This is a genomic window from Palleronia sp. LCG004, assembly GCF_032931615.1.
Lineage (GTDB): Bacteria > Pseudomonadota > Alphaproteobacteria > Rhodobacterales > Rhodobacteraceae > Palleronia.
Genome location: NZ_CP136759.1, coordinates 800,833 through 817,407, shown reverse-complemented (window position 1 = coordinate 817,407; position 16,575 = coordinate 800,833). Strand labels below are relative to the sequence as shown.

Below are 16,575 nucleotides of genomic sequence, written 5' to 3'. Positions count from 1 at the left end.
CCCCGGGAATTTTTCGGGACGGATGACGCTCAGGCGGCCTCGAGCGCGCGCGCGGCGGCGTCGAGGCGCCTGAGCGCTTCCTCGATGTCGCTCTCGGAGATGTTCAGCGGCGGCAGCAGGCGCACGACGTTGTCGGCGGCCGGAACGGTCAGCAGATGCTCGCCGTAACCCGCCTTGACGAAATCGCCGGCCGGCACCCTGCACTTGAGCCCGAGCATGAGGCCCGTTCCCCGCACATGGTCGAAGATATCGGGATGCGTCGCGACCAGACCCTCGAGCGATTGGCGCAGATTGGCCGCCCGGCGGCGCAGGTCGGGAAGGAAGTCGGGCGCGGTCATGATCTCCATGACCCGGGCCCCGACGGCACAGGCGAGCGGATTGCCGCCATAAGTCGACCCGTGGCTGCCGGCGGACATGGGGGCGGCCGCCTTCTCGGATGCAAGCACCGCACCCAAGGGAAAACCACCGCCGATGCCCTTGGCGATCATCATGATGTCGGGCGCGACATCCGCCCATTCATGCGCGAAAAGGCGTCCCGTCCGGCCCATGCCGCACTGCACCTCGTCGAAGATAAGCAGGATGCCGTGCCGGTCGCAGAGCTCGCGCAGACCCTTGAGACAGGCATCCGGCATCGGGCGGATGCCGCCCTCGCCCTGCACCGGTTCGACGATGACGGCCGCGACACTGTCATCGAGCGCGGCCTCGAGCGCATCGTGATCGCCCCAGCGCAGATGCGTGAACCCGGGCAGCAGCGGACCGAAACCCTTGGTCATCTTCTCGGATCCCGCGGCGGCGATCCCGGCCGAGGATCGGCCATGGAAGCTGCCCTCGAACGCCACGATCCGGTGGCGCGGCGCGTCGCTTTCGGACCAGTATTTCCGTGCCATCTTGACCGCGAGTTCGCAGGCTTCGGTTCCGGAATTGGTGAAGAAGGCCGTATCGGCGAAGGTATGCTCGACCAGCAGATCCGCGAGCCGCTTCTGTTCGGGGATCTCGTAGAGGTTCGACACGTGCCAGAGCTTCCGGGCCTGGGCCGTCAGCGCCTCGACAAGCTCCGGATTGGCATGGCCAAGCGCGTTGACCGCGATGCCCGCGCCGAAATCGAGGTATCGGCTGCCATCTTCGGCGGTAAGCCAAGCCCCCTCTCCGTGCGTGAACGCAATGGGGGCGCGGTTGTAGGTCGGCAATATCGAAGGGATCATGTCGCGTCGTTCCTGGCGGCACCGGCAAAGCACGATACGTGCCAAAGCGGGTCCCGGGTGTCAATCTTCGGAGGATGGGGAAGGATGGCGCGCGCAAGCACGCCGGAACCGACGATCAGCGTCGGAGACGCGGCAGGCGGAGGGCGCAGATGCGTGACATGCGCCCTCCTCTAGCCCGTGTTCCGGCCCGCGTCTAGCGGGTTCGCGTCGGGTCGCGCGGAACCGCCCTGCGATAGAGATGCCAGGTCGCGTGTCCCAGCACCGGGATCACGACGACCAGCCCGAGTAGCGCCGGGATCGCCGCAATGGCAAGGGAAACGGCCACGATCAGCCCCCAGAGCGCGACCGGCCCGGGATTGGCCGCCGCGAGCCTCACCGAAGTCGCGATGGCGGCCATCACGCCCACGTCGCGATCGACGAGCAGCGGAAAGGAGACCACGCTGATCGCGAGGACCACCGCGGCAAAGACGAAGCCGACCGCAAATCCCACGACGATCATCGTCCACCCCGCACCGGTTCCCGTCGCGCGCGCAAGCAGATCGCCCAGGCCCGCCGGTGCCTCGGGGCCGAGCGTCGCGGCATAGATCATCCCCGCCGCGCCGATCCAGGCCGCGAAAAGCACAAACAGGATCGCCCCCAGCATCACGATTGCGCCGAGCGACGGCGAGGACAGGACCGAGAAGCCATCGGACCACTTCGCCTCTTCCCCCCGCGCCCGCCTCCGCGACATCTCGTAGAGGCCGATCGCCGCGACGGGGCCCAGCAGTGCGAACCCCGCGAGAAGCGGAAAGAGCAGCGGGATGAGGTCCGCCTGGAACGCGAACCGCGCGAGGACCAGGCCGATCACCGGGTAGAGCAGACATGCGAAGATGATGTCGGACCGGAACGTCATGAAATCGTCGAGCCCGGCCCGTAGCGCCAGCCGCAGATCCGACGTGGTCAGGGGTCTGAGATCCGGAACAGCCTCGCGCCGTCCACCGATCCGGCGCAGGACCGATGGGACGATGCCGAACACGGAGCCGATTGCCCCGATCGCGACGCTTCCGGGATTGCCGATTGCCTTTGCCATGCGCGAACCTCCTCCAGCATGGGGGTCGCGCCGCGTGACGCGACCGAACCCTTCAACCTTAGGACGTTCTCAAACCCTGAACAGCCCCTTTGAGGGGCGTTCGATCACGATTTCAGGCGGTAACCCCTCCGGAACCAGCGCAGCGCCAAGCCTGAAAGCGCGGCCGTCACGCCCAGACAGACCGCAAGACCGAGCCACGGCGAAGTATCGGAAACCCCGAGCGTTCCGTAGCGCGCGCCGTCGATCAGATAGAAGATCGGATCGAAATGCGCGGCGGTGGTCAACGCATCCGGCAACGCCTCGATCGAGTAGAACGTGCCCGACAGGAAACTCAGCGGCGTGATGATGAAATTCGTGATCGCCGACATCTGGTCGAACTTGTTGGCAACGATCCCCGCGAGGATGCCGAGCGCCCCCATCATCAGACCACCGAGCGTCAGGAAGACCAGAAACCACAGCGGATGGGCCATCCCGGTCCCGAGAAGCACCAGCATCACCACCCCGATCACCAGCCCGACGAGCGCCCCGCGCGCGAGCCCGCCCGCAAGATACCCCACCAGAAGCTCCATCGGCGACAGCGGCGGCATCAGCGTGTCCACGATGTTGCCCTGCACCTTCGCGGCAAGAAGCGAGGAAGACGTGTTGGCGAAACTGTTCTGGATGACGGTCATCATCAGCAGGCCCGGCGCGATGAAGTGGACATAGCTCACCCCCATCACGTCGCCGCGCGTTGGCCCGATCGCGATCGCGAAGACGGCGAGAAGCAGCCCCGCATTGATGAGCGGCCCCATGACGGTCTGGCTCCAGATCGACATGAAGCGTCGGCATTCGCGATGGGCGAGCGTCGCGGTTCCGGTCCTGTTCCAGCGTCCGAAACGCCGGACGCCCATCTCGTCGGTCTGTGCCATGTCGATCTTTCCCCTTGGACAGCGTCGCTTGTATCTGGCGCGGTCGTGATTAGAATAGGCGCTCCAACGAAATCTCAAGGCGAGGCGAAGAAATCGCGCCTCGCCTTTGCAATCGAGGGGCCGACCATGTCCTGGACCGACGAACGTGTCGAAACGCTCAAGAGAATGTGGAACGAGGGCCAGTCGGCCAGCCAGATCGCCAAGGAACTGGGCGGCGTGACCCGGAACGCGGTGATCGGCAAGGTGCACCGGCTGGGCCTGTCGAACCGCAATGGCATTCTCGAGAAGGCGATCGAGGAGGAGACCAAGGTCGCGGATGTCGCGCCGACCCCTCCGCCCGAACCGCAGCCCGAACCCGAGCCCGAGGTGGAGGACGAACCCGAGGAGCCCTCGACCCAGTCGGCGAGCCCGCCGCAATCCAACAGGCGCGCGATCATCCCCGCGGGTCAGCCCCTGCCGCCGCAGCCCTCCGCCAACGAGATCAGCCCCGAAGCGCTGGCCTCCGTCCGCGAGGTCGAGAAATCCGCCAAGAAACTCAGCCTGATGGAGCTGACCGAAAGGACCTGCAAGTGGCCGGTCGGCGATCCCGCCACCGAGAACTTCTGGTTCTGCGGTCTGCCCACCCAGGCCGGAAAGCCCTATTGCGAGGCGCATGTAGGCGTCGCGTTCCAGCCGATGTCGTCGCGCCGCGACCGCAAGAGGTAACGCGACGGGAAACTGCCACGCGATCTCCCGCCTCGGTTGCGGCGGATCTTCGCGTGGCAGCATTCGCGAGCGCTAACCAATTAGCCAAGAGTCCAAACTCGGATAGATTAAATTTGTCTCGAATTCTAAGGTTACGTTGCTGCAGGGAGGCTCGCGGCACCTAAACCGGGAAAGCGAGACGATGAAGATCCTGATAGCCTGCAACGCCCTTCTCCTGAGAGATCTCTTCGCGCATCATCTCGTGACCGAGCACGAATGCGACGTCGATTGTGCCGACACGCTCGATCAGGCGCTCGACAAGCTCGACGGCGAGAAGGTCTACGATCTGGTGATGCTCAACATCGCTGTCGAAGGCATGCTCGGTCTTACCGGGCTGAAACAGCTCGTTGCGCGACCGAATGCCAGTCGGGTCGTCCTCGTCACCGAACGAGCCACCGAACCCCTCGTGACCCATGCGAGAGAGGCAGGCGCGGCAGGCGTCGTGCCGCAGACCCTCGGCGGGAGCGAGATCGTCTCGACGGTCCTCGAGATTGCGGACGGCGGCACCTACTATCCCCCCGCGGAACATATTCAGCCCGAGACGGCCGACGCCCCCGTGCAGGACCTCACCTTCTCGCCGCGCGAGATGCAGGTCCTGGAACAGCTGAGCGCGGGCCGTTCCAACAAGGAAATCGCCCGCGTCCTCGGCATTCGCGTCTCGACGGTCAAGCTTCATGTCGGCGCGCTTTACCGCAAACTGGGGGCCAGCAACCGCACCCAGGCGGCGATCCGCGCGCGCAACATCGGGGTGCTCTAGCGCGCGGCCACACGCCCCTCGATCGCTTTCCAGATCGTCTCCGTCACGTTCGTGCCGTCGAACCGCTCGAGTTCCTGGATCCCGGTGGGAGAGGTCAGGTTGATCTCCGTCAGGTAGTCGCCGATCACGTCGATCCCGACAAAGACCTGCCCCCGTTCCTTGAGGAGCGGGCCGATCGCTGCGCAGATTTCGCGGTCGCGATCGGTCAAGGCGACCTTTTCGGGACGGCCGCCGACATGCATGTTCGACCGCGTCTGCCCCTCGGCCGGCACGCGGTTGATCGCGCCGACCGCCTCGCCGTCCACGAGGATCACGCGTTTGTCGCCCTTCGATACGGCCGGCAGGAATTTCTGCGCGATAAGCGGCTCTGAACTCATCAGCGCGAAAAGCTCGTGCAGCGAGGCGAGATTTCCGTCATCCGCCCGCAGCCGGAACACCCCGGCACCGCCATTGCCGTAAAGCGGCTTGACGATCACGTCGCCATGCTCCGCCTTGAAGGCACGCAGCGCCTCGAGATCATGCGCGATCAGCGTGGGCGGAATGAGATCCGGAAATTGGAGGACGAGCAGCTTTTCAGGGTAGTTGCGCACCCAGAACGGATCGTTGACGACGAGTGTCGTGTCCCGGATCAGGTCCAGCAGATGCGTGCTGGTGATATAGCCCATGTCGAACGGAGGATCCTGCCTCAGCCAGACCACGTCCATCTCCGACAGATCCGCCTCGCGCATCTCGCCCAGCTCGAAATGGTCGCCCTTGATCCGCTTCACCTTCAGGTCCGCGCCGCGCGCCGTGACCTTTCCGTCCCGCCAGGCAAGCTTGTCCGGCGTGTAGTAGAACAGTTCATGGCCGCGGGCCTGCGCCTCTTCCGCGATGCGGAACGTGCTGTCGGCGTCGATGTTGATGGGCCCGATCGGATCCATCTGGATCGCGACTTTCAATGACATGTCGAGGCACCCTTTCGCTCGGAGATCGGGCCGTTACATGGCGCAGTCCCGCCCCGAGGGCAATGGCGTCAGGGAAAGGCCGCCTCGCGGATCTCGATCTGTCCCGCCCCGTCGACAAGCGCCGCATCGAACCGCGTCTCGGTCCGCTGTCCGTCCGGCATTCCTTCCAGATATTCCGAGGCGGCAGACAGGATGCGGGCGATCTGCCGCGGTCCGATCCGCTCGGCGGCCCGCGCATGGGTCGCCGCACGCTTGACCTCGACGAAGACGATCGCGGACCCCACGCGGCAGACGAGGTCGATCTCGCCCGATCGTCCACGCCAGCGACGTGCCAGAACCTCGTGCCCCGCATCTGCGTACCAGCGGGCCACCTGCTCTTCCGCCGCTCCTCCTGAAAGGTGGTTCTTCAGCGGATCCAATCTCTTATTCCCCGGACTTGAGACGAAGCGCCATCTGGTATGCGTCCCGTTTCTTCACGCCGTACCCCTCGGCGACGAAGGCCGCCGCATCCTTTACGCCCATCGTGTCGAGCGCGCGGCGCAACGCCTCCTCCATGTCGGCTTCGGTCGTCGTCTCCCGCGACCTGTCGACGACGATGACGATCTCACCGCGCGGCGGATCGGTCTCGCACCCTTCGATCAACTCGGAAAGCCTCCCCCGGCGCACCTCCTCAAACCTCTTGGTCAACTCCCGGCACAGGGCTGCCTCACGATCGCCGAGCTTGCCGAGAACCGACGTGAGCATCGCCTCGCATCTCTTTGCCGTCTCGAAAAAAACGAGAGTCGCGGGCACATCGGCAAGCTCGGTCAGCGCGGCCTCTCGCGCCGATGCCGTTGCGGGCAGGAACCCCGCGAAAAGATAGCGATCCGTCGGCAGCCCCGAAAGCGCCAGCGCGACCGACGGGGCCGATGCCCCCGGCGCGGTCGTGACCGAAAGCCCCCGCTCGGTCATCGCGCGGGCAAGGTCGAATCCCGGATCGGCGATCATCGGCATCCCGGCATCCGATGCGAAGGCGGCGGACGCCCCTTCCGAGACGAGCTCCACGATCTTCGGCCGGACCGACGCACCGTTATGGTCGTGATAGGCCCAGAGCCTCCGGCCGCCCAGCGGAATTCCGTGGATCTCCATGAGCTTGCGAAGCGTCCTGGTATCCTCGGCCAGCAGGATGTCGGCATCGCGCAGCACGTCGAGCGCGCGCAGCGTGATATCGCGTGCCGTCCCGATCGGCGTCGCCACGAGGTAGAGACCGGGTGCCAGTGCCCGGGTCTCGCCGCTCATGCGGGCGCTGCCGATTTACACATCCGGCCGTTGAGCATATCGTGATCCTCGAGTTCAGTTCACGTCGATCTTTCCGGGGGTTCCCTACCATGTTTGCTTCGCTGCGCGCCATGCGCAAACCCATCACGCGCGCGGCGCTGGTCTGTTTCGCGGGCGTGGCGCTCGCCGCCTGCGCGCCCGGAACGGTATCGCGCGGCAATCAGGGGCCGAGCGTCGACACCTCCGCGCCCGTCCGCGTGGCCCTTCTGGTGCCGAGCGGCGCTTCCGGCGGCGGCGGCGTCGTCGGCCGCTCGCTCGAGAACGCGGCACGGATGGCGGTGGCCGACGTGCGCGGCGCGCAGATCGACCTCGCCGTCTACGACACGCAAGGCACGCCCGAAGGGGCCGGAGGTGCCGCGCGCCGCGCCGTCGCCGAAGGCGCGCAGATCATCCTCGGTCCGCTCTACACCCAGTCGGTCTCGGCCGTGGTGCCCGCCGTCTCCGGAAGCGGCGTCAACGTGCTGGCATTCTCCAACAACACCGCCGTCGCCGGCGGCAACGTCTATATCCTCGGCCAGACCTTCGACAACGTCGCGAACCGCCTCGTCGGCTATGCCCGCGGACAGGGCCGGTCGAGCGTCGCGGTCGTCCATGCGGGCGACGTGGCCGGACAGGCCGGTCGGGACGCCATCGTCGGCGCGGCCCAGCGCGCGGGGATGAGCGTCGCCACCGTCCAGTCCTACGCCCTCTCGCAGGAGGGAATCACCTCCGCCGGTCCCCGCATCGCCGAGGCGGTCCGCCAGACCGGGGCCGACACGGTCTTCCTCACCGCCAATGTCGACAGCGACCTTCCCCTCGTGGCGAGCGTCCTGCCCGAAAACGGCATCGACCCGCAGCAATACCGCTATCTCGGTCTGACCCGCTGGAACGCCGTGCCCCAGGCCCTGAGCCTTCCGGGCCTGCAGAACGGCCTCTTCACCATGCCGGACATGTCGGTGCTGAACGCCTTCGAGGCCCGCTATACCCAGACCTATGGCGAGGCACCGCATCCGCTGGCCGGTCTCGCCTATGACGGCGTCCAGGCGGTCGGATCGCTTCTGGCCGAGGGACGCTCCGATGCGCTGACTTCCTCCGCCCTCACCCAGGGGTCGGGCTTTGCGGGGGCCTATGGCGTGTTCCGCCTGCTGCCCGACGGTACCAACCAGCGCGCGCTGACCGTGGCCCAGATCCAGAACAATCAGGTGGTGGTTCTTGACCCTGCTCCCAGACGCCTCGGCCGCGCCGGTTTCTGAACCGGCCGGACCCGACGACACGCATCGCGATCCGGGCGATCTCATTTGCCCGGTCGAGCGTATCTTCGACCGCCCGCGTATCCTCGCCGCACTCACGACCGCGATCGAGGATGCGGGCGATCCCGCCGAAATCCGCAAGGTCACCGTCGCGCATCTGAAATCGGCGCGCGCGCGCGGCCGCGACGCGATCGCCGAGGCCTTCGCCGAAGCGCCTCTCGATGCGCGCAAGACCGTCTCGGCCTATTCCTATCTGACCGACCGGCTGGTCGAGATGGTCCATCACGTGGCCGTCACGTATCTTCATCCGCTCGCGAACCCGACCGAAGGTCAGCATGTGGGCGTCTTCGCCGTCGGCGGTTACGGCCGCGCCGAGATGTGTCCCCATTCCGATGTCGATCTGCTTTTCGTCAGCCCGTGGAAGCTGACCGGCTGGGCCGAGAGCGTCATCGAATCGATGCTCTACATCCTTTGGGATCTGCGGCTGAAGGTGGGCCATGCCAGCCGCACGATCGACGAATGCGTCCATCTCGGGCGCGAGGATTACACGATCCGCACGGCCCTTCTCGAACACCGCTTCCTGACGGGCCATGCGCCCCTCGCGGAGGAATTGCAGACCGCGCTCTGGACCCGCCTCTTCAGCGAGACGGGCAGCGATTTCGTGCGCGCCAAGCTCGACGAGCGGACGGCCCGCCATCAGCGCCAGGGTGGACAGCGCTATGTGGTCGAGCCCAACGTGAAGGAGGGCAAGGGCGGCCTCCGCGATCTCCAGACGCTGTTCTGGATTGCGAAATACGTGAACAACGTGCAGGACGTTGCCGATCTGGTGAAGAAGAAGGGCACCTTCAGCGAAGCGGAATTCCAGAGTTTCGTGCGCGCCGAGACGTTCCTCCTCGCCGTCCGCTGCCATCTGCACCTCGTGACGGGCCGTGCGATGGATCAGCTCACCTTCGACCTCCAGGTCGAGGTGGCCGAGCGGATGGGATATGTCGATCGCGGCGGCCGGCGCGCGGTCGAGCACTTCATGCAGGCCTATTTCCGCCACGCGACCAAGGTGGGAGAACTCACGCGCATCCTGCTGACCGCGCTCGAGGCCGACTTCAAGAAAGAGCCGCCGAAGCTCGTCGGCTTCTTCCGTCGCCGCAAGGTCAAGGCCGACTACACGATCGTGCAGAACCGCCTGCGCTATCGCGACGAGGCCACATTCCTGTCGAACAAGCTCAACATGCTCGGCATCTTCGCCGAGGCGCTCAGGACCGGCTATCTCCTTCATCCCGACGCGATGCGGACGATCTCGGCCAATCTCTCGCTCATCGACGACGGGATGCGCCGCGACCCCGAGGCGGTCAGGATCTTCTTTGATCTGCTCCTGAAATATCCCGGCCCCGACCGCGCGCTGAGGCGCATGAACGAGTTGGGCGTGCTCGGGGCGTTCCTGCCCGAATTCGAAGCCATCGTCGCGATGATGCAGTTCAACATGTATCATCACTACACCGTCGACGAGCACACGATCCAATGCGTCCACCACATGAGCCAGATCGAGGAGGGCCACCTCAAGGACGAACTCCCGATCGCCTCGCGCATCGTCGAGGAGGGGTTCAACCGCAAGGTGCTCTATCTCGCCCTGCTCCTGCACGACATCGGCAAGGGCCGGCCCGAGGATCACGCCGTGCTGGGCGCGCGCATCGCGCGCAAGGTGGCGCCCCGGCTGGGGCTGAACCGGCAGGACGTGGACACGGTCGAATGGCTCGTGCGCTATCACCTTCTCATGTCCGACATGGCACAGAAGCGCGACCTCGCCGATCCGCGGACGGTTCGCGACTTCGCCAAGGCCGTGCGCACCAAGAAGCGGCTCGACCTGCTGCTGCTGCTGACGGTCTGCGACATCCGGGGCGTGGGGCCCGGCACCTGGAACAACTGGAAGGCGCAGCTCCTGCGCAGCCTCTACCGCGAGACGGCGCATGCGCTCGAGAACGGGCTCGAGGCGCTCAATCGTGAAAATCGCGGAAACGAGGCGCGCGCCCGCCTGCGCGACGCCCTGCCCGACTGGGACCGCAAGGCACTCCGCACCGAGATGCAGCGTCATTACCCGCCCTACTGGCAAGGCCTCGGCGTCGCCTCGCACCGCGCCTTCGCAGAGATGCTGCGCGATATCGAGGACGATCAGATCCGCATCGACATCACCGATGACGAGGATCGCGACGCGACGCGGATCTGCTTCGCCATGGCCGATCATCCGGGCATCTTCTCCCGGCTTGCGGGCGCACTCGCGCTGGTCGGTGCGAACGTGGTCGATGCGCGCACCTACACGTCCAAGGACGGCTACGCGACGGCGGTCTTCTGGGTGCAGGACCACGAGGGGCACCCCTACGATGCCGCGCGCATCCCCCGTCTCAAGTCGATGATCGGCAAGACGCTCAAGGGCGAGGTGATCGCACGTCAGGGCCTCGACGACCGCGACAAGATCAAGAAGCGCGAGCGCGATTTCCGCGTCCCCACGAACATCGCCTTCGACAACGAGGGGTCCGAGATCTACACGATCATCGAGGTCGATACCCGCGACCGTCCGGGCCTCCTGCACGACCTCACCCGCGCCCTGGCCGAGGCCAACATCTCGATCGCGAGCGCGGTGATCGCCACCTACGGCGCGCAGGTCGTCGACACGTTCTACGTCAAGGACATGTTCGGCCTGAAGATCTATTCCGACAGCAAGCAGAAAAGCCTCGAACGCAAGCTGCGCCACGCGATCGACACCGGTGCGGCCCGCGCCCGGTCATAGGGAGGTTTCGCCGCGAAACCTCCCGCCGCCGCTTGTCACCGCTTTGCGACGGGCGCATTGAGACGCCATGAAGATCGTCGCCGCACCTCGCCTCATCAAGGGCTTCCTCACCGTGGGAAGCTGGACCCTGCTCAGCCGCATCATGGGCTTTGCGCGCGACGTTATGATCGCCGCGACCCTGGGTGCGGGACCGGTGGCCGAAGCCTTCCTCGTGGCGTTCTCGCTGCCGAACATGTTCCGCAGGTTCTTCGCCGAGGGCGCGTTCAACATGGCCTTCGTGCCGATGTTCTCGAAGAAGGTCGAGGCGGGCGACGGGGCGGGCGAATTCGCCCGCGACGCCTTTACGGGGCTCGCGAGCATACTCATCGTCTTCACGCTCATCGCGCAGGTGGCGATGCCATGGCTTGTCCTGATGATGGCGGCGGGCTTCGTCGAGGATCAGAGGTTCGACCTTGCGGTGCTCTACGGGCGGATCTGCTTTCCCTATATCCTTCTCATCTCGCTCGCGGCGCTTCTTTGCGGCGTGCTGAACTCGGTCGGCCGCTTCGTCGCGGCGGCGGCGGCCCCGGTCCTGCTGAACGTCGCGCTCATCGTGCCGCTCATCATCGGCTACAGGCTGGGCTGGGATCCGGGCCTGACCCTTTCCTGGACGGTGCCGCTCGGCGGCGTGCTGCAACTCGGGCTCGTCTGGATCGCGGCGGCGCGCGCGGGCTTCACCCTCGTTCCGCGCCGGCCGCGCCTGACGCCGGAACTCAGGCGGCTCGCGGTCATCGCGGCCCCCGCCGCGCTCGCCGGGGGGGTCATGCAGGTGAACCTCCTCGTGGGACGGCAGGTCGCCAGCTTCTTCGACGGAGCGATCGCCTGGCTCAACTATGCCGACAGGCTCTATCAGCTTCCGCTCGGCGTCGTCGGCATCGCGATCGGCGTGGTGCTGCTGCCCGAACTCTCGCGCAGGCTGAGGGCCGAGGACGATGCGGGCGGGCGCGACGCGCTGAGCCGCGCGGCCGAATTCGCCCTGATCCTCGCCGTGCCCTCGGCGGTGGCGTTCCTCGTCATTCCCATGCCGCTCGTCGTGACGCTGTTCCAGCGCGGGGCCTTCGGGCCCGACGACGCCGCCGCGACCGCGCTGGCCCTTGCGATCTACGGGCTCGGGCTGCCGGCCTTCGTGCTGCAGAAGGTCTGGCAGCCGCTCTACTACGCGCGCGAGGATACGGTCTCGCCGTTCCGCTTCGCGCTCGTCTCGCTCGTCGTGAACGTGGTCGTCGCGATCGGGCTCGCCCCCTATGTCGGCTTCGTCTCGGCCGCCTTCGGCACCACGATCGCCGGCTGGGCCATGGCGATTCTTCTGATCCGCGGGGCACGCGGCATGGGCGAGACGGCGCGCGTCGATGCACGGTTCCGCCGCCGCCTGCCCAGGATCCTGATCGCGAGCGTGGCCATGGGCGTCACGCTCTGGATCGGGTCCGTCGCGCTCGGGTCGCTGTTCGGCGGGCCCTGGCAGTTCGCGGCACTGGCGCTGCTGATCGCGATCGGGGTGATCTCGTATTTCGGGATCGGCAACCTTGTCGGAGCGGTGTCGGTCAAGCAGATCCGCGCGTCGATGAGACGGTGATCGCGCGACCGCCCTTCCGAAGCAGGGCGGTTAAGGAGCGGTGAGGCCTCGGGCCGCAGCGCCCCCTTTCAGCTCTCTAAAGGCACCGAACTACCGCTGACGCATCCGGGAGAGGACCCGCTGCCAGCCGCCCGGCGAGACCAGGAACGACAGCAGGAAGCCCGCTGCGAAGCCCGCCAGATCGGCCACCCATTCGAGCCCGCCCCCGAAGAGCAGCCCGAAGACGAGCTGGATCCCCATGAGAAAGGCGATGAGGGTGAAGGCCCGGAGCCGCTGTTCGCCGATCGCGCCGAGCCCGGTCCAGAGGATGTAGGTATAGGCCCCGATCAGCCCGTAGACGGCCGGATACCCACCGACGAGCGCCACCTGCGGGTCGATCAGCGTGCCGTAGGCAAGTGCGCCCGCGACCGCGGAGACGAAGAGGACCGCGACCATCGCAACGCTAGAGAACGCCTCGGCCACCATCTTGCCCAGAGCCAGCAGGAAGACGAGCACGAAGAGCATGTGGCCGAAGCCCAGATGGACGAAGGAATAGCTGACGAGCCTGAGAAGCGCCGCGGGCGGATACTGGCCCGTATCGACCATCCGGTCCCAGAGCTGGGGCGAGAAGGCGAAGGTGTTGAGCGCCTCGAGCCGCCAGCCCACCGCATCCGCGCCGCCGAAGCCGCGCGCACCCGCCTGAAAGACGATCTCGATCCCCGCGATCGCGACGGCGAGCACCACGACGACGGGCGGCAACGCGTTGAAGGGGTTCTGGTTGTGGTCGCTCATGGCCATCTGCGGCTTCCTTGACGGTTTCCGGCGCTATGGGTAAGCGAGACCGACCCGATGATCCAGAAGGCAAGTCCATGGCCGAGGCCTCTTTCACCCCGCGCGTCTTTTCAGGCATCCAGCCCTCGGGGAACCTGCATCTGGGCAATTACCTCGGCGCGCTGAGGCGGTTCGTCGACTGGCAGGCCCGCGACGTCGAGACGATCTTCTGCATGGTCGACTTGCACGCGATCACCGTCTGGCAGGAGCCCGCCGACCTTGCCCATTCGACGCGCGAGCTTGCCGCGGGCTTCATCGCGAGCGGGATAGATCCCGAGCGCTCGATCCTCGTGAACCAGAGCCGGGTGCCCGAACACGCGCAACTCGCCTGGATCTTCAACTGCGTGGCGCGGATGGGCTGGATGGGCCGCATGACGCAGTGGAAGGACAAGGCCGGCAAGAATGCCGAGGCCGCGTCGCTGGGGCTGTTCGCCTATCCCGCCCTGATGGCCGCGGACATCCTGACCTATCACGCGACCCATGTGCCCGTGGGCGAGGATCAGAAGCAGCATATCGAGCTTACCCGCGACATCGCGGCCAAGTTCAATCACGATTACGGCGTCGATTTCTTCCCTCTGACCGAGCCGGTGATCGAAGGGGCCGCCACGCGGGTGATGAGCCTGCGCGACGGCACGAAGAAGATGTCGAAATCCGACCCTTCGGATGCCAGCCGGATCAATCTGACCGACGATGCCGACACGATCGCCAAGAAGATCCGCAAGGCCAAGACCGATCCCGAGCCCCTGCCCGAGGCCTACGAGGATCTGACGGACCGGCCCGAGGCGCGCAACCTCGTCAACATCTATGCCGCGCTGTCGGATCTGAGCGTCGAAGAGGTGATGGCCGATATGGGCGGCGCGCAATTCGGCCGCTTCAAGCCCGCGCTCGCCGATCTGGCGGTCGAGAAGCTCTCGCCCATCACCGAGGAAATGGCGCGGCTGATGCGCGATCCGGCCGAGATCGACCGCGTCCTCGCCCGCGGGGCGGAGCGCGCGCGGACGATCGCGGCCCCGATCCTGGACGAGACGTACCGGATCGTCGGAATGGTGCGGTAGCGCCCCAAAACGCGAGGGAGAGGCATCATGGCCGTCGGCAAGGATATCCGCACCTATTTCGAGGGCGAATGGCATGACGGCGACGTCATGGTCATGCGCGCCGCCGATCATGGAGCATGGCTCGGCTCTTCGGTCTTCGACGGGGCGCGGTATGCGCATGGCGTGGCACCGGATCTGCTGGCGCATTGCGAGCGGGTGAACCGCTCGGCCGAGGCGCTGATGCTGCGGGCCACCGTGACGGCGCAGGAGATGGTCGCGATCGTGTGGGAGGGGCTGAAGCGCTATCCCGACGATGCGGCGGTCTATATCCGGCCGATGTACTGGGGCATAGATGCGGGCCCCGGTGCCATCGCGCCCTCGGCCGAGACGACGGGCTTCTGCATCTGCCTCGAGGCGATCCCGCTGCCGGCCGCGTCCGAGACGACGCTGACGACCACGCGGTTCCGCCGGCCCGTGCTGGAATCGGCGGTGGTGAACGCCAAGGCGGGCTGCCTCTATCCCAACAACGCGCGGATGCTGCGCGAGGCGCAGGCGAAGGGATTCGGCAATGCGCTCGCCGCCGATGCGCTCGGCAACGTGGCCGAAAGCGCGACGGCCAACGTCTTCATCGTGCGCAACGGCGAGGTCCTGACGCCCGTGGCGAACGGCACGTTCCTGGCCGGGATCACGCGGGCGCGGCACATGGCGAACCTCGCCGCATCCGGCACGCCCGTGCGCGAGGCGGTGCTGAGCTTCGACGACGTGCGCGCGGCCGACGAGGTCTTCCTGTCGGGCAACATGTCGAAGGTGCAGTCGGTCACGGCCTTCGACGACCGGCGCTACGATGTCGGCCCCGTGGCGAAGGCCGTGCGCGAGATGTACTGGGACTGGGCCCTGTCCGGCGCGCGCTGAGGCGGCTTCGGACATGTGGACAGAGGTGCCGCGCGGTGTCATCATCGCCACCGGCCCGAGCGACGGACGGAGTTCATGCGCAAGTTCCTGGTGATCCTCGACGACAGCCGCGAATGCCTCAACGCGATGCGGTTCGCGGCGATGCGTGCGGCACGGACCGGCGGCGGCGTGCAGATCCTGTCGATCATTCCGCCGGACGAGTTCAACCACTGGATCGGCGTGGGCGAGATCATGCGCGAGGAAGCCCGCGAACGCATCCGCGCGCATTACGAGGTCTTCGCCAAGTGGATGCGCGACCGGCAGGACATCGACCCCGAACTGGTCATCCGTGAGGGCGACCCCGTTCCGCAGATCCTGGCACAGATCCGCGAGGACGAAGATGTGGGCGTGCTGGTCCTGGGGGCGAGCGCCGAAAAGGGCGGCCCCGGTCCCCTCGTCACGCAGCTGTCGCGGATCGCGGGCACGCTGCCCGTCCCGGTGACGATCGTTCCGGGCGAGCTCAGCAAGGATCAGCTGGCGCTGATCACCTGATGCGCGTCGCCTGGATCGACCGCGCACGGGGGCTCGCGCTCTGCGCGATGATCGTCTTTCACTTTTCCTACGACCTCAGTTTTCTGGGCTACGTCACGTGGCCGGTTTCGGGCGGGACGGGCTGGCGCGTCTTCGCGATCTCCATCGCGGCGAGCTTCGTCGCGCTGGCGGGCGTATCGTTGCAGATCGCGCACGGGGACGGCATCCGCTGGCGCGGGTTCTGGCGGCGCGAGGCCGTGCTCGCGATCGCGGCACTCGCCGTGACGCTCGGGACGGGATGGGCGATGGGCGCGCCGGTCTGGTTCGGGATCCTCCACGCCATCGCACTCTTTTCGCTGATGGCCCTGCCCTTCGTTGCAGCACCGACATGGATCGTGCTTGGGGCCGCGGCCGTGACGTTCGCGGCCCCGCTCATCCTCGTCTCCGAGATGTTCTCGCATCCCGCGCTCTATCCGCTGGGGCTGGCCCCCGAGGTCAGACCATCGCTCGATTACGAGCCGATCTTCCCGTGGTTCGCGGCGATGCTCGCGGGGCTTGCCCTGGCGCGTCACGTCCCATTGCCGCGCCAAGCGCCGGCGGGCGACATCCTCGCGCGGATGGGGCGGCATTCGCTCGCCATTTATCTCTTGCACCAGCCGATCCTGTTCGGTGGACTGATGGCCTACGGGTGGCTGCGCGCAGTTTAGAATGGTTCCAGAAACCTTGACAGTCCGGGCCCTCGCGGGCA

General features: G+C 66.6%; 16 protein-coding genes. 9 read left to right on the top strand and 7 right to left on the bottom strand.

Annotated features, from left to right (window positions below):
• Positions 1–29: 29 nt before the first annotated feature.
• The 3 genes from RVY76_RS03880 to RVY76_RS03870 form a co-directional block, all read right to left on the bottom strand.
• Positions 30–1,202, bottom strand: coding sequence for an aspartate aminotransferase family protein (locus RVY76_RS03880; protein WP_317375980.1), 1,173 nt, complete (start codon positions 1,200–1,202; stop codon positions 30–32).
• A gap of 193 nt (positions 1,203–1,395) precedes the next feature.
• Positions 1,396–2,271 carry a DUF2189 domain-containing protein gene (locus RVY76_RS03875; protein WP_317375979.1) on the bottom strand — a complete coding sequence of 292 codons (876 nt, stop codon included), beginning with the start codon at positions 2,269–2,271 and terminating at the stop codon, positions 1,396–1,398.
• Between the two features lie 104 nt (positions 2,272–2,375).
• Positions 2,376–3,179, bottom strand: coding sequence for an ABC transporter permease (locus tag RVY76_RS03870; RefSeq protein WP_317375978.1), 804 nt, complete (start codon positions 3,177–3,179; stop codon positions 2,376–2,378).
• Positions 3,180–3,305: 126 nt separating this feature from the next.
• Here RVY76_RS03870 and RVY76_RS03865 point away from each other — a divergent pair, with 126 nt between their 5' ends.
• Positions 3,306–3,884 carry a GcrA family cell cycle regulator gene (locus tag RVY76_RS03865; RefSeq protein WP_317375977.1) on the top strand — a complete coding sequence of 193 codons (579 nt, stop codon included), beginning with the start codon at positions 3,306–3,308 and terminating at the stop codon, positions 3,882–3,884.
• 181 nt (positions 3,885–4,065) lie between these two features.
• Positions 4,066–4,680 (top strand): response regulator transcription factor, encoded by a 615-nt coding sequence (locus RVY76_RS03860; RefSeq protein WP_317375975.1) that lies wholly within the window; start codon positions 4,066–4,068, stop codon positions 4,678–4,680.
• Here RVY76_RS03860 and gshB read toward each other — a convergent pair.
• The 3 genes from gshB to rsmI all read right to left on the bottom strand — a co-directional run bounded on the left by gshB (position 4,677) and on the right by rsmI (position 6,902).
• Positions 4,677–5,624: a glutathione synthase gene (gene gshB / locus RVY76_RS03855; RefSeq protein ID WP_317375974.1), complete on the bottom strand. Its 948-nt coding sequence runs from the start codon at positions 5,622–5,624 to the stop codon at positions 4,677–4,679. The two genes, RVY76_RS03860 and gshB, sit on opposite strands and share 4 nt — an antisense overlap.
• A 68-nt stretch (positions 5,625–5,692) precedes the next feature.
• On the bottom strand, positions 5,693–6,043 hold the full coding sequence (locus tag RVY76_RS03850; protein ID WP_317375973.1) for a YraN family protein: 351 nt from the start codon (positions 6,041–6,043) through the stop codon (positions 5,693–5,695).
• Positions 6,044–6,047: 4 nt separating this feature from the next.
• The gene (rsmI, locus tag RVY76_RS03845; RefSeq protein WP_317375972.1) at positions 6,048–6,902 is read right to left on the bottom strand and encodes a 16S rRNA (cytidine(1402)-2'-O)-methyltransferase; all 855 of its coding nucleotides are present in this window, start codon (positions 6,900–6,902) and stop codon (positions 6,048–6,050) included.
• An 89-nt stretch (positions 6,903–6,991) separates the two neighbouring features.
• Here rsmI and RVY76_RS03840 point away from each other — a divergent pair, with 89 nt between their 5' ends.
• The 3 genes from RVY76_RS03840 to murJ all read left to right on the top strand — a co-directional run bounded on the left by RVY76_RS03840 (position 6,992) and on the right by murJ (position 12,561).
• Positions 6,992–8,173, top strand: a complete 1,182-nt coding sequence (locus RVY76_RS03840; protein ID WP_317375971.1) for a penicillin-binding protein activator — start codon at positions 6,992–6,994, stop codon at positions 8,171–8,173.
• Positions 8,133–10,949, top strand: coding sequence for a [protein-PII] uridylyltransferase (locus RVY76_RS03835; protein ID WP_317375970.1), 2,817 nt, complete (start codon positions 8,133–8,135; stop codon positions 10,947–10,949). Before RVY76_RS03840 ends, RVY76_RS03835 begins: the two co-directional genes overlap by 41 nt.
• A gap of 67 nt (positions 10,950–11,016) precedes the next feature.
• A complete protein-coding gene (murJ, locus tag RVY76_RS03830; RefSeq protein ID WP_317375969.1) occupies positions 11,017–12,561 on the top strand; it encodes a murein biosynthesis integral membrane protein MurJ in 1,545 nt (514 codons plus the stop codon).
• Positions 12,562–12,651: 90 nt separating this feature from the next.
• Here the strand turns inward: murJ and RVY76_RS03825 are convergent, their stop codons facing one another.
• Complete coding sequence (locus RVY76_RS03825; protein ID WP_317376704.1) at positions 12,652–13,332, bottom strand: rhomboid family intramembrane serine protease; 681 nt, start codon at positions 13,330–13,332, stop codon at positions 12,652–12,654.
• Positions 13,333–13,409: 77 nt separating this feature from the next.
• Between RVY76_RS03825 and trpS the strand changes: the two genes are divergently transcribed.
• From trpS to RVY76_RS03805, 4 genes are all read left to right on the top strand, one after another.
• Entirely contained in the window at positions 13,410–14,426 is a 1,017-nt protein-coding gene (trpS, locus tag RVY76_RS03820; RefSeq protein WP_317375967.1) for a tryptophan--tRNA ligase, read from the top strand.
• Positions 14,427–14,453: 27 nt separating this feature from the next.
• Complete coding sequence (locus tag RVY76_RS03815; protein ID WP_317375965.1) at positions 14,454–15,317, top strand: branched-chain amino acid aminotransferase; 864 nt, start codon at positions 14,454–14,456, stop codon at positions 15,315–15,317.
• A gap of 75 nt (positions 15,318–15,392) precedes the next feature.
• Complete coding sequence (locus RVY76_RS03810) at positions 15,393–15,848, top strand: universal stress protein (RefSeq protein ID WP_317375964.1); 456 nt, start codon at positions 15,393–15,395, stop codon at positions 15,846–15,848.
• The gene (locus RVY76_RS03805; protein WP_317375962.1) at positions 15,848–16,534 is read left to right on the top strand and encodes a heparan-alpha-glucosaminide N-acetyltransferase; all 687 of its coding nucleotides are present in this window, start codon (positions 15,848–15,850) and stop codon (positions 16,532–16,534) included. Before RVY76_RS03810 ends, RVY76_RS03805 begins: the two co-directional genes overlap by 1 nt.
• Positions 16,535–16,575: the final 41 nt, after the last annotated feature.

What these genes read in the sequence shown, in the direction of transcription:
- RVY76_RS03880 (WP_317375980.1), bottom strand. Translation starts at nt 1,202, where the DNA reads ATGATCCCTTCGATATTGCCGACCTACAACCGCGCCCCCATTGCGTTC.
- RVY76_RS03875 (WP_317375979.1), bottom strand. Translation starts at nt 2,271, where the DNA reads ATGGCAAAGGCAATCGGCAATCCCGGAAGCGTCGCGATCGGGGCAATC.
- RVY76_RS03870 (WP_317375978.1), bottom strand. Translation starts at nt 3,179, where the DNA reads ATGGCACAGACCGACGAGATGGGCGTCCGGCGTTTCGGACGCTGGAAC.
- RVY76_RS03865 (WP_317375977.1), top strand. Translation starts at nt 3,306, where the DNA reads ATGTCCTGGACCGACGAACGTGTCGAAACGCTCAAGAGAATGTGGAAC.
- RVY76_RS03860 (WP_317375975.1), top strand. Translation starts at nt 4,066, where the DNA reads ATGAAGATCCTGATAGCCTGCAACGCCCTTCTCCTGAGAGATCTCTTC.
- gshB (WP_317375974.1), bottom strand. Translation starts at nt 5,624, where the DNA reads ATGTCATTGAAAGTCGCGATCCAGATGGATCCGATCGGGCCCATCAAC.
- rsmI (WP_317375972.1), bottom strand. Translation starts at nt 6,902, where the DNA reads ATGAGCGGCGAGACCCGGGCACTGGCACCCGGTCTCTACCTCGTGGCG.
- RVY76_RS03840 (WP_317375971.1), top strand. Translation starts at nt 6,992, where the DNA reads ATGTTTGCTTCGCTGCGCGCCATGCGCAAACCCATCACGCGCGCGGCG.
- murJ (WP_317375969.1), top strand. Translation starts at nt 11,017, where the DNA reads ATGAAGATCGTCGCCGCACCTCGCCTCATCAAGGGCTTCCTCACCGTG.
- RVY76_RS03825 (WP_317376704.1), bottom strand. Translation starts at nt 13,332, where the DNA reads ATGAGCGACCACAACCAGAACCCCTTCAACGCGTTGCCGCCCGTCGTC.
- trpS (WP_317375967.1), top strand. Translation starts at nt 13,410, where the DNA reads ATGGCCGAGGCCTCTTTCACCCCGCGCGTCTTTTCAGGCATCCAGCCC.
- RVY76_RS03815 (WP_317375965.1), top strand. Translation starts at nt 14,454, where the DNA reads ATGGCCGTCGGCAAGGATATCCGCACCTATTTCGAGGGCGAATGGCAT.
- RVY76_RS03810 (WP_317375964.1), top strand. Translation starts at nt 15,393, where the DNA reads ATGCGCAAGTTCCTGGTGATCCTCGACGACAGCCGCGAATGCCTCAAC.
- RVY76_RS03805 (WP_317375962.1), top strand. Translation starts at nt 15,848, where the DNA reads ATGCGCGTCGCCTGGATCGACCGCGCACGGGGGCTCGCGCTCTGCGCG.